Source organism: Allokutzneria sp. NRRL B-24872 (genome assembly GCF_002155965.1).
Taxonomy (GTDB): domain Bacteria; phylum Actinomycetota; class Actinomycetes; order Mycobacteriales; family Pseudonocardiaceae; genus Allokutzneria.
Map to the genome: position 1 here is coordinate 114,169 of NZ_MUMH01000018.1, position 12,370 is coordinate 126,538.

A 12,370-nucleotide genomic window follows, 5' to 3' on the forward strand; every position below is an offset into this window, starting at 1 on the left:
GTCGTAGAGGCGAATATTCCCCTCGATCGGGGTGACCACGGTGCGAAGCGTTGACAACCCCGCTACTACGCTGATCCGGTGACACTGACGGCTCCACCACGGCTGCTGCTGGTCCATGCGCACCCGGACGACGAGAGTCTCTGGACCGGCGGCACGATCGCGCGTTACGCGGCACAGGGCGTGCACGTCACCGTGATCACCTGCACCCTCGGTGAAGAGGGTGAGGTCATCCCCGATGGCCTGCGCGGGCTCGGCCCCGACGCGGCCGACCAGCTCGGGGGTTACCGGGTCGGCGAACTGCGCTCCGCCTGCGGCGCGCTCGGCATCGCCGACCACCGCTTCCTCGGCGGCCCCGGCCGCTGGCGCGACTCCGGCATGGTCGAGACCGCCGCGAACGCCCACCCCAGGGCCTTCGTCAACGGCGACTTCGAGGAGCAGGTCGCGGCGCTGGAAGCGGTGCTGCGCGAACTGCGCCCCCAGGTCGTCGTCAGCTACGACCCCAACGGCGGCTACGGCCACCCCGACCACATCCGCGCGCACGAGGTCACCATGGCCGCCACCGAGCGCGTGTCCGACGTCGACCGGGTGTTCTACGCGGTCACCTCCCGCGCCGCCACCGACACCGGGGTCGCCGCGCTCGGCGAGATCGAGGGCCTGCCGTTCCGGCTGCCGGAGCCCGGCGAGCTGCCGGTCACCGAGGACGCCGAGATCACCACCGCGGTCGACGTCTCCGAACACCTCACCGCCAAGCTCGGCGCCCTGCGCGCGCACGCGACCCAGGTGCAGGTCTGGCAGGCTGGCGACGGGACGGCGGCCTACGCGCTGTCCAACGGCATCGCCCAGCCGCTGGTGACCTCGGAGTACTACGTGCTGGCCAAGGGCAGTGCCGACGGCGCCGAGACCGACCTGTTCGGCGTCCCCGTCGCTCACGGAGGGGCCGGACGCTAGTGCGCTCTGCCGCAGACCGCCTGTTCTTCGTCGTCCTGCTCGTCGACGCAGTCCTGCTCGCCGTGGCCGAGCTGGCGTTCCTGCCGCTGCGGGTGCGCGACCTCGCCCCCGGCATCGGCGTCGACGCGAACTGGCCGCTGCCGTTGTCGGTGATCGTCGCCGGTCTGACCACGCCGCTGCTGGTCAAGCTCGCCGCGGGCCTGTCGACGCGGCTGTCGGTCGCCGCCGCTCCGCTGCTGGTGTGGCTCCTCGCCGTGATCGGGTTCGGCATCGCCGGTCCCGGCGGCGACCTGCTGCTCACCAACGACTGGCGCCCCCTGGCGATGCTCGCCGTCGGAGCCCTCCCCGGCGCCGTCGTCCTGGGCGGCGTCCTCGGCACCACCCCGGCCCGCGCCTAGCGGCGGCTCGTCAGAGCAGTCCAGCGGTTCGCCGAAGGCATGCTCGCGGGCCGGTGGTGGATGTGCCGTCCAGCAGGGTGCGGATGAGATCCGCGTGCTCGGCCAACACGGCCCTGCACCGTTCCCGTTCTGGGCGCTCGCCGTCGCTGCCGAAGATCAGCACCATGCTCTCGTCGTCCGGGTCGACCGCCTGGGAGAACTTGGCGACGACGTCGAGGAAGTCGAGCAAGGCAGCCCGAACAGGCTCCTCGGTGGCGCCCGCGAGGCGAATCAGGAACGGCAATGCCGTCGGCGTCGCTGGGCTCAGGTGAAAGACGCTGTCCATCAGGATGTTGGGGAGCGCGTGAGCGGCCGCGAGACCCGCAGTTCGATCAAGCAGTCCGTGGAGCAGGACCGGGATCTCGGCCGGGCATCCGGGAATCTCGCCCCAGGCGATCTCGTCACAGCCGTGCAGTGCGCGATGCCCGACACCAGGCCCGACCTGCGGATGTTCTCGAAGGAACTGGGCGATGGCGGCTTCCTTGTCCGCCGTGTCCATCACGCACATCCGTCTCGCCTCCAGCTACCGCTTGGCGAGCAGTGTCGTCATCACCATCTCGGCGACCCGCTTCGCCTCGACGCAGTACGGCTCCGGGCTCGTACCACGGCCGCGGTTCGGCGCCGAGAGGATGTCCAGGTACTGCCCGTCGGCGACGTCGACGACGACCTGGCAGTCGTCCTTGGTGGCCTTCCCGGTGATCTCCAGGGCCGGGTAGCCCGCGATGGAGATCCGCTGGCTTCCTTCGAGGCCGCTCTGGCGCTCCGGCGTGAGCCAGGCGGTGATGTCCTCCGAGACGACGAGCGAGATCAGTGAGCCCAGGCGCGGCATTGGGCCGAAGTCGTTGCCGACGCTGCACTGCGCTTCACCGAGTCGGCTTCCTTTGTCGGGCAGCCGGTTCCTGCCGTAGGTCAGTTGCTCCAGTTGCTGGTCGGTGAGCAGCTGGCAGGGGTCGACGTCCTTCAGCGAGATGTCCTTCGGTCGAGGCGGGAACGCGCGCGTGGTGCTCTGCGCCGCAGAAGTCGGTGTCGGTCGGGGATCTTCGCTGGAGCCGCATGCCGTCACCGACGTCGCGATGAGGATGGTCAGGAGCACGGTGGTGCGGCGGTGACTCACGGTGTGATTCCTCGTTCCAGAAGTGCGGCGTTCGTCTGCTCGACCATGTTGTACTGCTTCGCAGCGGCCATCAGGGCCTCGTAGTTTTCCTGGTACTGGTCTCGGAGCTGGCTCAGCACGTTGATCAAGGACAACGCGTCATCGACCAAGTGGTTGTTGAACAGCCGGGTCGCCTCGACGCTGACCGGATCGCCGAGCCACGGCTCGCGTATTCGAAGCGCGTTGCGTGCCGTTGTCAGCTCCTTGCGCAGCAAGGCGGCTTGCTCGGCGAACGTGGCGGCGAGCTGCGGGATCATGTACGGCTCGACGTCGATGATGTGCGCCGGAGCTGGCTCCGGTGCTGGTCGCGCGGGTGGGCGGCGACCGCTTCCCGCGCCGTCGTGGACGTTGGCCATGGCTGAGCCCCCGCTCCGACCGGCCCTCCACGCTACGACAGGACGGTTTGCCGCGCCCGCAAGATCTAGGCAGGTACCCAGTAGCGGTAGGTGTGGTGGGTGCGGGCGCCGAGGGCTTCGTAGAGGCGGAGCGCGGGGGCGTTATTGTGTGACACCTGGAGCACATAGCTTTGCGCGCCAAGGGATTGCGCCCACGCGGCCAGGCCGGCGAGCAGATCGCGGGCGAGGCCGCGGCGGCGGGCGTCGGGGTGCACGGCGAGGCGCGCGAAGTGGAGGTGACCGTCCACGACCGCGCCGCGAACGGCGGCGAGGACCTCACCGTTGACGGTCACGGCGCCGTAGCCGACGGCATCGGCCGAGGTCAGGACGTGGTGCTCGGCGGGAGTCGGTGAGGGGCGGCCAACGATCAACGGCCACCACTGGGCCCAGGGTGTCGAGCGGACTTCGGCGCGGTGCGGAGCGGCGAGCGCGTCCAGCGAACCTGTCTGCACGAAGGACGGGATGCCGGTGTACTCGACCTCAGGGCGCCAGCCCGCGGCGAGCAGCGAAGGCTCCCAGTGGCTGTCGGTGATCACGTGCGCGCGGGGCGGCTGGCCGTGCTCGCGGGCGAACGCGGCGGCCTTGGCGAGTGCGTCGGCGACGGGCATCTCCGCCGAACCGAGCAGTAGCGTGGAGTTGGCGCGGCCGGTGAAGCCCCCGGCGGTGCGAGCGCGCCAGTCGCCGATGCGCAGTTCGGCAACGGCGGGCCAGGCGCGGGCGCACAGCAGCTCAAGGGCTTCCTCGTCGCTCAACACCCGCGCATCCTGGGTGTTCACCAGGCGGGACCGCATTCGAATTTCTCTGTGAGAAGCGGCACCGGGTGACACTCTTCATGGTGCTCGGGGGATACTTGCGGGAGTCGCGCGACCCGAACCGCGCGGCCGAACTGACAAGGAGCAGGAGACCGCTGTGACCTACGTGATCGCCCTACCCTGCGTCGACGTGCTGGACAAGGCATGCATCGAGGAGTGCCCCGTCGACTGCATCTACGAGGGTGATCGGATGCTCTACATCCACCCCGACGAGTGCGTCGACTGCGGTGCGTGCGAGCCGGTCTGCCCCGTCGAGGCCATCTACTACGAGGACGACGTCCCGGAGCAGTGGGCCGACTACACCAGGGCGAACGTCGACTTCTTCAACGACCTCGGCTCCCCTGGCGGCGCCTCCAAGGTCGGCAAGATCAAGGCCGACGACAAGATGGTCGCCGCGCTGCCCCCGCAGGCGTCGGAGCATTGATCGGCCCGGCCTCCGCACACCGGGGTGGCCCTGACCTGCCGGACTTCCCGTGGGACGCGCTCGCCGGCCCGAAGGCCACGGCGGGCGCCCACCCCGGCGGCATCGTCGACCTCTCGGTCGGCACCCCGGTCGACCCGGTCGCCCCGGTCATCTCCACCGCGCTCGGCTCCGTCGCCGACGTGCCCGGCTACCCGCTGACGCACGGCACTCCCGCCCTGCGCGAGGCGGTGCTGGGCGCGTTGGAGCGCAGGCACGGCATCACCGGTCTCCACCACGACGCGGTGCTGCCGACCATCGGCTCGAAGGAACTGGTGGCGTGGCTGCCCACCCTCCTCGGCGTTCGCCCCGGCGATGTCGTCGCGATCCCCGAGCTGGCCTACCCGACCTACGAGGTCGGAGCGCGGCTGGCCGGGGCCGAGGTGGTCCGGCTGCGCGACGGTGAGCTCCCCCCGGCAGGCACCACACTGCTGTGGATCAACTCGCCGTCCAACCCGACGGGGCGCGTGCAGTCCGCTCAGGCGCTGGCCGAGCTGGTCGCGGCGGCCCGCGAGGTCGGCGCGTTCATCGCCTCCGACGAGTGCTACCTGGACCTGCCGTGGACGGCTCGCCCGGCCTCGGTGCTCTCGCCCGAGGTGCACGGCGGGAGCCTCGCGGACATCGTCGCGGCGCACTCGCTGTCGAAGACCTCCAGCCTCGCCGGGTACCGCGCCGGGTTCGTCACCGGCGATCCGGTGCTGGTCAAGCGGTTGCTGGAAGTGCGAAGGCACGCGGGCATGATGATGCCGCGCCCGGTGCAGGCGGCCATGACCGCGGCGATGAACGACGACGACCACGTGGTGGCGCAACGGGACCGCTACGCCGGACGGCGCAAGGTCCTGCTGGAAGCGTTGCAGGCCAACGGTTTCCGCGTCGATCACTCCGAAGCCGGGCTGTACCTCTGGGCGAGCCGGGACGAGGACGCGTGGACCACGGTCGCGTGGCTCGCCGAACGCGGCGTTCTCGTCGCTCCCGGCACCTTCTACGGGCCCAGCGGCGGCAAGCACGTTCGCGTGGCCCTCACCGCCACCGACGAGCGCGTCGCGGCCGCGGCCGACCGCCTCGCGAGCTGATCGTTCTCAGAGGGCGCGCGCCTGGACCTCGGCCCAGGCCGCGCGCCACTCGGCCCGCTTCTCCGCCCGGCGGAAGTGCTCGCGCTCGACGAGGCGCCCGGCCGCGAAGGCCATGTCGATGTCGACCCGCTCCCGTGCCGCGAGGAGCTCGCGGATGCGGTCCTCGGCCACGCACGCGTCCTGGTGGTCGCCGAGGACGTCCTGGAACGCCTTCGTCGCCTTGATCAGCGTGCGCACCGGTTTGCCCGCGACGGGTTTCGCCAGCTCAGCGGTGTAGCGCAGGCGCTTGCCCTTGATCCGCAGCGCGTGCAGCACGTCGTCCTCGGGGTCATCGCCCGCGTCCTCGACGGCCGAGGCGAGCTTGGAGAACTGCTTGTCCACCAGGGGGATCAGCACCGAACTGTCCGAAGTGGACGATGGGCGGAACGCGGCGAGCCTGCGCAGCAGCTTGTGGTAGCGCTTGCTGTCGAACAGGGCGACGATCCTGCGCCGGGCCGAAGTGCGCTCAGCCTCGATGTCGCCCATCAGGGCCTCAAGCGCGAGCCGTTCCGCGCGTGGCAACTCCTGCTGGTCGAGGTGTGCGAGCAGCACGTCCATGTCGCGCACAGGCCCCAGAACGTGCCCGACCATTTTGAGGTCATCGCGGAGCTCCTTGTGCTCCGAGCCCTCCAACAGCGGCCGGGCCGCGCGCAGCATTGCGCGCAGACGGCGCACGGCCACGCGCATCTTGTGCAGGTCCTCGGGGTCCTTGCCGCGCCGGACACCAGGCTCGCGCTCGACGATCACCCGCAGCCTGCGGTCGATGGCGGCGCGCACGTGCTCGGCCACCGGCGCGTCCGGAGCGACCTCCGGCGGTGAGGGAGGCAACCCCAAGACGCCGATGTCCCGGCTTCGGCGGATGGAAACAACGCGAGGCCGGGACATCGGTACCTCCTGCTAGTCGTTGGCGTGCAACACCGCGTTCAGCTCGAAGCCGCCGGGCGTGCGCGACTTCACCTTCACCGCGCCGGAGACCGAGTCGCGGATGAACAGCAGGCCGGAGACGCCGGAGAGCTCGCGCGCCTTCACGACACTGCCGTCCTCCGCCGTCACCTTCGTGCCCGCGGTGACGTAGAGACCGGCCTCGACGACGGTGTCGTCACCGAGGGAGATACCCACTCCGGCGTTGGCGCCAATCAGGCAGCGCTCGCCGACCGCGACGACCTGCTTGCCGCCGCCGGAGAGGGTGCCCATGATCGAGGCGCCGCCGCCGAGGTCGGAGCCGTCGCCGAGCACCACGCCCGCGGAGATGCGGCCTTCGACCATGGACGCGCCGAGGGTGCCCGCGTTGAAGTTCACGAAGCCCTCGTGCATCACCGTCGTGCCGCTGGCCAGGTGCGCGCCGAGCCGGACGCGGTCGGCGTCACCGATGCGCACGCCGGTGGGCAGCACGTAGTCGACCATGCGCGGGAACTTGTCCAGGCTGTACACGGTCACCGGGCCACGCGCGCGCAGCCGCAGGCGGGTCTGTTCGAAGCCCTCGACGGCGCACGGGCCGTGGTTGGTCCACACGACGTTGGCGAGCAGGCCGAAGATGCCGTCCAGGCTCTGCCCGTGCGGCTGGACCAAGCGGTTGGAGAGCAGGTGAAGGCGCAGGTAGACGTCGTGCGCGTCGACCGGGGCGTCGCCGAGCCGACCGATCGCGGTGCGGACGCCGACGACCTCGACACCGCGTTCGGTGTCCGCGCCGAGCACGGCGCGCGCAGCATCACCCAGGGCCGCGATGGTCTCCTCGCTGGTGAGGCGTTTGCTGCCGGACTCGCCGGAGTCGGTCAGCTCGGGAGCGGGGAACCAGGTGTCCAGCACGGTGCCGTCGGCGGCGATCGTGGCGAGGCCGACGCCCAGTGCGCCGGTGGTCTGCGGGTCAGGAGTGTGCGTCACGCCTGCACGGTAACGGCCCGTAGAGAATTTTCTGTAGCGTGCCGCGTGTGATCCCGCCTCTTGACCTCACCGCTGACCCTGTCGAGCTGACCGCGGCCCTGGTGGACATCCCCAGCGTCTCCCGTGACGAGGCGGTGATCGCGGACGCCGTGGAGGCTGCTCTGCGCGCCCAGGCGGGTCACCTGGAGATCATCCGCAGCGGCAACGCGGTGCTCGCGCGGACCAACCTCGGGCGCGCCTCTCGCGTGGTGCTCGCCGGGCACCTGGACACCGTTCCGGTCAACCAGAACATGCCGCACTCGCGCTCCACCGAGGACGACAAGCTCGTCCTGCACGGTCTGGGCACGGTGGACATGAAGGGCGGTGACGCGGTCATGCTCAGCCTCGCCGCCACCGTCACCGAGCCGCGCTTCGACCTGACCTTCGTGTTCTACGACTGCGAGGAGATCGCGGCCGAGCTCAACGGGCTCACCCGCATCCAGCGCGACCTGCCGGAGTGGCTGCGAGGCGATCTCGCGGTGGTCTGCGAGCCGACCGACGCCGCGATCGAGGCGGGCTGCCAGGGCACCATGCGCGTCGACGTGCGCATCCCCGGCAAGCGGGCGCACACCGCGCGCGGCTGGATGGGCGTCAACGCGATCCACGGCGCCGGTGAGCTGCTGCGCAGGCTCAGCGACTACGTGCCGCGCCAGCCGGAGATCGACGGCTGCCGCTACCACGAGGGCCTGCAAGCCGTGAAGATCACCGGCGGGGTCGCGGGCAACGTGGTGCCGGACGAGTGCGTGGTCAGCGTGAACCACCGCTTCGCCCCCGACCGCAGCCCCGAGCAGGCGCTCGCGCACCTCCAGGAGGTCTTCGAGGGCTTCGAGCTGACCGTCACCGACGGCGCCGCGGGCGCGCTGCCCGGCCTGAACGCGCCGGTCACGCAGGAGCTGATCGCCGCGTCCGGTGGCGCGACCCCGGTGGCCAAGCTCGGCTGGACCGACGTGTCCCGCTTCGCCGCGCTCGGCATGCCCGCGGTGAACTTCGGCCCCGGTGACCCGAAGCTCGCGCACACCCAGGAAGAGCACGTTCCGGCGTGGCAGATCACCCATTGCGCGGACGTGCTGAGAAAGTTCGTCAGCTGATCGCTTCGATTCCACCGAAGTGATGGTGCGGAGCGGCCTTCTTCGTGATCATCCAGCTCTAGCGTCATGAGGATGAGAGATATGACCGAGGACAACGCGAAATCCCGCAGTGACGGGAATCCCCCTGAGAAGCAGCGGGGGCCGGTGACGTTGCGCGGCGAGTCCCGCGTCGAGTCGACGACGACCGATCAGCGGCTGCTCGACTCCCGCGGTCCGACGGACTGGGTGCACACCGATCCGTGGCGGGTCATGCGCATCCAGGCCGAGTTCGTGGAGGGCTTCGGCGCGCTTGCCGAGCTGCCGCGCGCGGTGACCGTGTTCGGCTCGGCCCGCACCCGTGAGGGCCACCCCGAGTACACGATGGGCCAGACGCTGGGCAAGGCGCTCGCCGAAGAGGGCTTCGCCGTGATGACCGGCGGCGGCCCCGGCGCGATGGAGGCCGTCAACCGCGGTGCCCAGGAGGCGGGCGGGCTCTCCGTCGGCCTCGGCATCGAGCTGCCGTTCGAGCAGGGGCTCAACCCGTGGGTCGACCTCGGGGTGAACTTCCGCTACTTCTTCGTCCGCAAGACGATGTTCGTGAAGTACTCGCAGGCGTTCATCTGCCTGCCCGGCGGCTTCGGCACGCTCGACGAGCTGTTCGAGGCGCTGACGCTGGTGCAGACCAAGAAGGTCACCAAGTTCCCGGTGGTCCTCTTCGGCAGCGAGTACTGGGGCGGCCTCGCGGACTGGCTGCGGGACAGCGTGTGCAAGCACGGCAAGATCGGTGAGAAGGACCTCGCGCTGGTCCACGTCACCGACGACGTCGACGAGGCGCTGCAGATCGTGAAGGACGCCTACAAGGCGTGGGAGGACGCGCACTAGAGCGCGTCGGGCGTGGCGGGCGCGGTGCGCGCCCGCCACTCGTCCTCCACCATCGCGAAGACGTACTCCTCGCGCCACCCGTCCTCGTCGAGCGCGGTGCCGATGAAGTGCGCTTCACGGCGCATTCCCAGGCGTGCCAGCAGTGCCGCCGACGCCGTGTTGCGCGCCGAGCACCGCCCGAAGATCCGGTGCAGGTCCAGCTCCTCGAAGCCCAGCCGCAGCACCGCGCGGGCGGTCTCCGTCGCGAAACCCCTGCCCTGGTGCGCCGGGTTGAAGATGTAGCCGATCTCGCCCTGCCGGTGCTCGGCGCTGCGCCAGACGAGTTCGACCTGGCCGATCACGGTTGCCGTCTCCGCCAGCACCACCGCGAGGCTGAGGCAGTCGCCCTCCTCCCGCAGCTCGTCCTCCTGCACCAGCTGCTCGACCGCGAGCCGCACCTGTTCGCGGCCGCGAGGCGCCCAGCGCATGTGCCGGGCGACCTCGGGAAGCCGTTGGTAGGCAAGCACGTCGTCCACGTCGTCCGGGGTGAACGGACGCAGTGCCAGCCGTTCTGTCGTGATGCGCACCGATCGACCCTAGGACGGCTCAGCCGAGCGGGATGTCCAGGTAGGACGGGGACGACGTCGGCGAGGTGAAGGTCAGGCGCTCGCCGAGCGTGGTCTCCGACGCGTACCTCGGGTCCACCGTGTCGATCACCAGGACCAGCCGGTGACCGGCCTCGACGTCGTGCAGGACGGGCTGCAACGTCACGTCGAGCTGCTGCGCCGCACCGGCCTTGCGGTCGACGAGCGTGACGGGCTTGTGCGAGAGCAGCCGCCCGACGCCGAGGCCGGAGACGTCGTAGAGGTAGGCGAACAGCGAGGTGTCCGACGCGCTCGGGGTGACCGTCACGTGCAGCTTCGGAGTTCCGGAAACCGTTGTGCGCCTTGACATCTGCTCGGTCTGCCAGACACCCGCGTTGAGCCTGCTGACGGCGGGCAGCCACCCGGAGACCGGCAGGCCGATCTGCGTGGCACCTCCGGCGAGCAGCACCGGGCCGGAGTCCGCGGCCGTGTCGAGACCGCCGTTGGCCGTGTGCGTCCAGCCGGTCCTCGCGCTCGTCGCCAGCTCGCCGGTGCGCCCGATCAGCGGGTTCACGTCGCCGAGGTAGCGCCTGCTGGTCGAGGAGGTCAGGGCGGACCAGCTGGCGAAGTTCCGCGCGGCCCCGCCGATGGTCGGCTTCAACCGCACTGGCGGCTCGGCGTTGACGCCGTTGTCGGTGCCCCGGAGGTAGTGGTCCAGCCAGCGGTAGGTGGTCTCCCACGTGTCGTTGGGCAGGCCCGCGAGCCCGACCGCTTCGGGCGTCGCGTGATCACCGGGGGCGAGTTCGAGCCGCTTCGCGCCCTTGAGGCCGTTGAACAGCTCGACCACCTGGTCGGGCGGGAACAGGCCGTCCTGCCACGCGTTGGCGATCAGCACGGCGGGCTTGTTGGCGTTGAGCTGGTCGAGCTTCCTGCTGGGGCTGCGCGGGGCGGCCCACGTCTTCACCGGCTCGCGCTCGTTGGCGAGCACGTTGGCCAGCATCGCGTCCAGCTCGGGGCCGAAGCGCCCGGTCAGCTTGCCAGCGGCGCCGAGCAGCGCGATGCCCTGCGAGCTCCAGGTGTCGTTGGCGCCCAAGGACTTCTCCAGGTCCGCCCAGGTGCTCAGCGCGGCGACGGCCTTGATCCGCGGGTCGGCGGCTGCGGTCAGCAGGCTGAAGCCCGCGCCGTAGGAGATGCCCGCCATGCCGATCTGCGATGCGGAGGCGGGGGTGTTGGCCAGCGCCCAGTCGATCACCGCGCGCGCGTCGGCCACGTCGTTGGCGCTGCCGACCTCGATCTTGCCGCCGGAGGTGTAGAAGCCGCGGGCGGTGTAGGAGACGACCACGTAACCGCGGTCGGCGAGCTTGCGCGCGGGGATCTCGTACTCCAGCGTCGGCACGCCCCAGCTCGCCGGGAGTACGACAAGCGGGTGTTTTCCGGTGCTCGCAGGGGTGTACACGCGGGCGGTGAGCGTGACCCCGCCGGTCGCGGGGATGCGGTCGTACCGCGCGGTGGGGCCCGCGGCGGTCGCGGTCGGGGCGGTGGCTGTGGCGAGGCCGACGGCGAGCAAGGCCGCCGTGAGCAGGGAGGACAGGCGTCGCACGGGCACTCCTGGTGACTTGTCGCCGGTGACGTGAGTCACAGTGGTGCAAGCAGTAGACGGTTGCCTACTCGTAAGTAGCAAGAACGTGTGACGCGCTTCACGTTCACCGCGGTCCGATCGGGGGATGGTGCCGCCTGGCACGATCGACGGGGTGACTCCGTTGAAGTTCGGCACGCGCGAGGTGCCGGGGAATCGCGCGCTGGTGATGGCGATCGTCAACCGCACCAGGGATTCCTTCTACGACCGTGGTGCCACGTTCACCGACGGCGCCGCGATGGCGGCGGTCGACCTGGCCGTCGCCGAGGGCGCGGACATCGTCGACATCGGCGGGGTCAGAGCGGGCTCCCACGGGGAGGACGTGGACGCCGAGGAGGAGGCCCGCAGGGTGGTCCCGTTCGTCGCCGAGGTCCGCGAGCGCCACCCCGAGCTGGTGATCAGCGTGGACACCTGGCGGCACGAGGTCGGCAGGGCGGTCTGCGAGGCCGGTGCCGACCTGCTCAACGACACGTGGGCGGGCGCGGACCCGCTGCTGGGCGAGGTCGCCGCGGAGTTCGGCGTCGGCATCGTCTGCTCGCACACCGGCGGCCTCGCGCCGCGCACCGACCCGCACCGCGCGCACTACCGCGACGTGGTGGCCGAGGTCGCCGACGAGGTGGTCGCGCTCGCCGAGCGGATGGCCGGGCTGGGCGTGCCCAAGGAGGGCATCCTGATCGACCCGACGCACGACTTCGGCAAGAACACCTGGCACGGGCTGGAGCTGCTGCGCCGGTTGGACGAGCTGGTCGCGACCGGGTGGCCGGTGCTGATGGCCTTGTCCAACAAGGACTTCATCGGCGAGACCCTGGACGCCGACGTGCGGGGGAGGGTGGACGGCACGCTCGCCGCGACGGCGGTGGCCGCGTGGTCGGGCGCTCGCGTGTTCCGGGCGCACGAGGTCGGCCGGACCCGCCAGGTGGTGGACATGGTGGCCAGCATCGCCGGGACCCGTCCGCCCGCCCGGGTCCTGCGCGCGCTGGCGTGA

15 protein-coding genes are annotated in these 12,370 nt (G+C 70.8%); 7 read left to right on the forward strand and 8 right to left on the reverse strand.

The window, feature by feature from the left end; all coding sequences use genetic code 11:
* Positions 1-78 precede the first annotated feature (78 nt).
* Positions 79-948, forward strand: coding sequence for an N-acetyl-1-D-myo-inositol-2-amino-2-deoxy-alpha-D-glucopyranoside deacetylase (gene mshB, locus CCN37_RS05390; RefSeq protein WP_086819523.1), 870 nt, complete (start codon positions 79-81; stop codon positions 946-948).
* On the forward strand, positions 948-1,346 hold the full coding sequence (locus CCN37_RS05395) for a hypothetical protein (protein WP_086819524.1): 399 nt from the start codon (positions 948-950) through the stop codon (positions 1,344-1,346). The genes mshB and CCN37_RS05395 overlap by 1 nt, the downstream gene beginning before the upstream one ends.
* Positions 1,347-1,356: 10 nt before the next feature.
* On the opposite strand, the gene CCN37_RS05400 is transcribed toward CCN37_RS05395, so the two are convergent.
* The 4 genes from CCN37_RS05400 to CCN37_RS05415 form a co-directional block, all read right to left on the reverse strand.
* Entirely contained in the window at positions 1,357-1,884 is a 528-nt protein-coding gene (locus CCN37_RS05400) for a hypothetical protein (RefSeq protein ID WP_143261437.1), read from the reverse strand.
* Positions 1,885-1,908: 24 nt separating this feature from the next.
* Positions 1,909-2,499, reverse strand: coding sequence for a DUF3558 domain-containing protein (locus CCN37_RS05405; RefSeq protein WP_086819526.1), 591 nt, complete (start codon positions 2,497-2,499; stop codon positions 1,909-1,911).
* Positions 2,496-2,894: a hypothetical protein gene (locus CCN37_RS05410; RefSeq protein ID WP_086819527.1), complete on the reverse strand. Its 399-nt coding sequence runs from the start codon at positions 2,892-2,894 to the stop codon at positions 2,496-2,498. The genes CCN37_RS05405 and CCN37_RS05410 overlap by 4 nt, the downstream gene beginning before the upstream one ends.
* A gap of 65 nt (positions 2,895-2,959) precedes the next feature.
* A complete protein-coding gene (locus tag CCN37_RS05415; protein ID WP_246842827.1) occupies positions 2,960-3,709 on the reverse strand; it encodes an N-acetyltransferase in 750 nt (249 codons plus the stop codon).
* A 133-nt stretch (positions 3,710-3,842) separates the two neighbouring features.
* On the opposite strand from CCN37_RS05415, the gene fdxA reads away from it, so the two are divergent.
* Together fdxA and dapC are read left to right on the forward strand one after the other, a co-directional pair.
* Complete coding sequence (gene fdxA, locus CCN37_RS05420) at positions 3,843-4,169, forward strand: ferredoxin (protein ID WP_086819528.1); 327 nt, start codon at positions 3,843-3,845, stop codon at positions 4,167-4,169.
* Positions 4,166-5,278 (forward strand): succinyldiaminopimelate transaminase, encoded by a 1,113-nt coding sequence (gene dapC / locus CCN37_RS05425; RefSeq protein ID WP_305764704.1) that lies wholly within the window; start codon positions 4,166-4,168, stop codon positions 5,276-5,278. The genes fdxA and dapC overlap by 4 nt, the downstream gene beginning before the upstream one ends.
* A gap of 6 nt (positions 5,279-5,284) precedes the next feature.
* Here dapC and CCN37_RS05430 read toward each other — a convergent pair whose 3' ends face one another.
* Together CCN37_RS05430 and dapD are read right to left on the reverse strand one after the other, a co-directional pair.
* On the reverse strand, positions 5,285-6,202 hold the full coding sequence (locus tag CCN37_RS05430; protein ID WP_086819529.1) for a CHAD domain-containing protein: 918 nt from the start codon (positions 6,200-6,202) through the stop codon (positions 5,285-5,287).
* Positions 6,203-6,214: 12 nt separating this feature from the next.
* On the reverse strand, positions 6,215-7,198 hold the full coding sequence (gene dapD / locus CCN37_RS05435) for a 2,3,4,5-tetrahydropyridine-2,6-dicarboxylate N-succinyltransferase (RefSeq protein WP_086819530.1): 984 nt from the start codon (positions 7,196-7,198) through the stop codon (positions 6,215-6,217).
* A gap of 50 nt (positions 7,199-7,248) precedes the next feature.
* Here dapD and dapE point away from each other — a divergent pair, with 50 nt between their 5' ends.
* A complete protein-coding gene (dapE, locus tag CCN37_RS05440) occupies positions 7,249-8,325 on the forward strand; it encodes a succinyl-diaminopimelate desuccinylase (protein WP_210407880.1) in 1,077 nt (358 codons plus the stop codon).
* An 81-nt stretch (positions 8,326-8,406) separates the two neighbouring features.
* Complete coding sequence (locus tag CCN37_RS05445; RefSeq protein WP_371503628.1) at positions 8,407-9,186, forward strand: TIGR00730 family Rossman fold protein; 780 nt, start codon at positions 8,407-8,409, stop codon at positions 9,184-9,186.
* Here the strand turns inward: CCN37_RS05445 and CCN37_RS05450 are convergent.
* The gene (locus CCN37_RS05450; protein ID WP_086819532.1) at positions 9,183-9,752 is read right to left on the reverse strand and encodes a GNAT family N-acetyltransferase; all 570 of its coding nucleotides are present in this window, start codon (positions 9,750-9,752) and stop codon (positions 9,183-9,185) included. The two genes, CCN37_RS05445 and CCN37_RS05450, sit on opposite strands and share 4 nt — an antisense overlap.
* 19 nt (positions 9,753-9,771) lie before the next feature.
* On the reverse strand, positions 9,772-11,349 hold the full coding sequence (locus tag CCN37_RS05455; protein ID WP_086819533.1) for a CocE/NonD family hydrolase: 1,578 nt from the start codon (positions 11,347-11,349) through the stop codon (positions 9,772-9,774).
* Positions 11,350-11,473: 124 nt separating this feature from the next.
* Here CCN37_RS05455 and folP point away from each other — a divergent pair, with 124 nt between their 5' ends.
* Positions 11,474-12,370, forward strand: coding sequence for a dihydropteroate synthase (gene folP / locus CCN37_RS05460; RefSeq protein ID WP_086819534.1), 897 nt, complete (start codon positions 11,474-11,476; stop codon positions 12,368-12,370).

Coding starts and splice junctions, on each gene's coding strand:
- CCN37_RS05400 (WP_143261437.1), bottom strand. CDS start 1,884: ATGGACACGGCGGACAAGGAAGCCGCCATCGCCCAGTTCCTTCGAGAA.
- CCN37_RS05410 (WP_086819527.1), bottom strand. CDS start 2,894: ATGGCCAACGTCCACGACGGCGCGGGAAGCGGTCGCCGCCCACCCGCG.
- CCN37_RS05430 (WP_086819529.1), bottom strand. CDS start 6,202: ATGTCCCGGCCTCGCGTTGTTTCCATCCGCCGAAGCCGGGACATCGGC.
- CCN37_RS05445 (WP_371503628.1), top strand. CDS start 8,407: ATGACCGAGGACAACGCGAAATCCCGCAGTGACGGGAATCCCCCTGAG.
- folP (WP_086819534.1), top strand. CDS start 11,474: ATGGTGCCGCCTGGCACGATCGACGGGGTGACTCCGTTGAAGTTCGGC.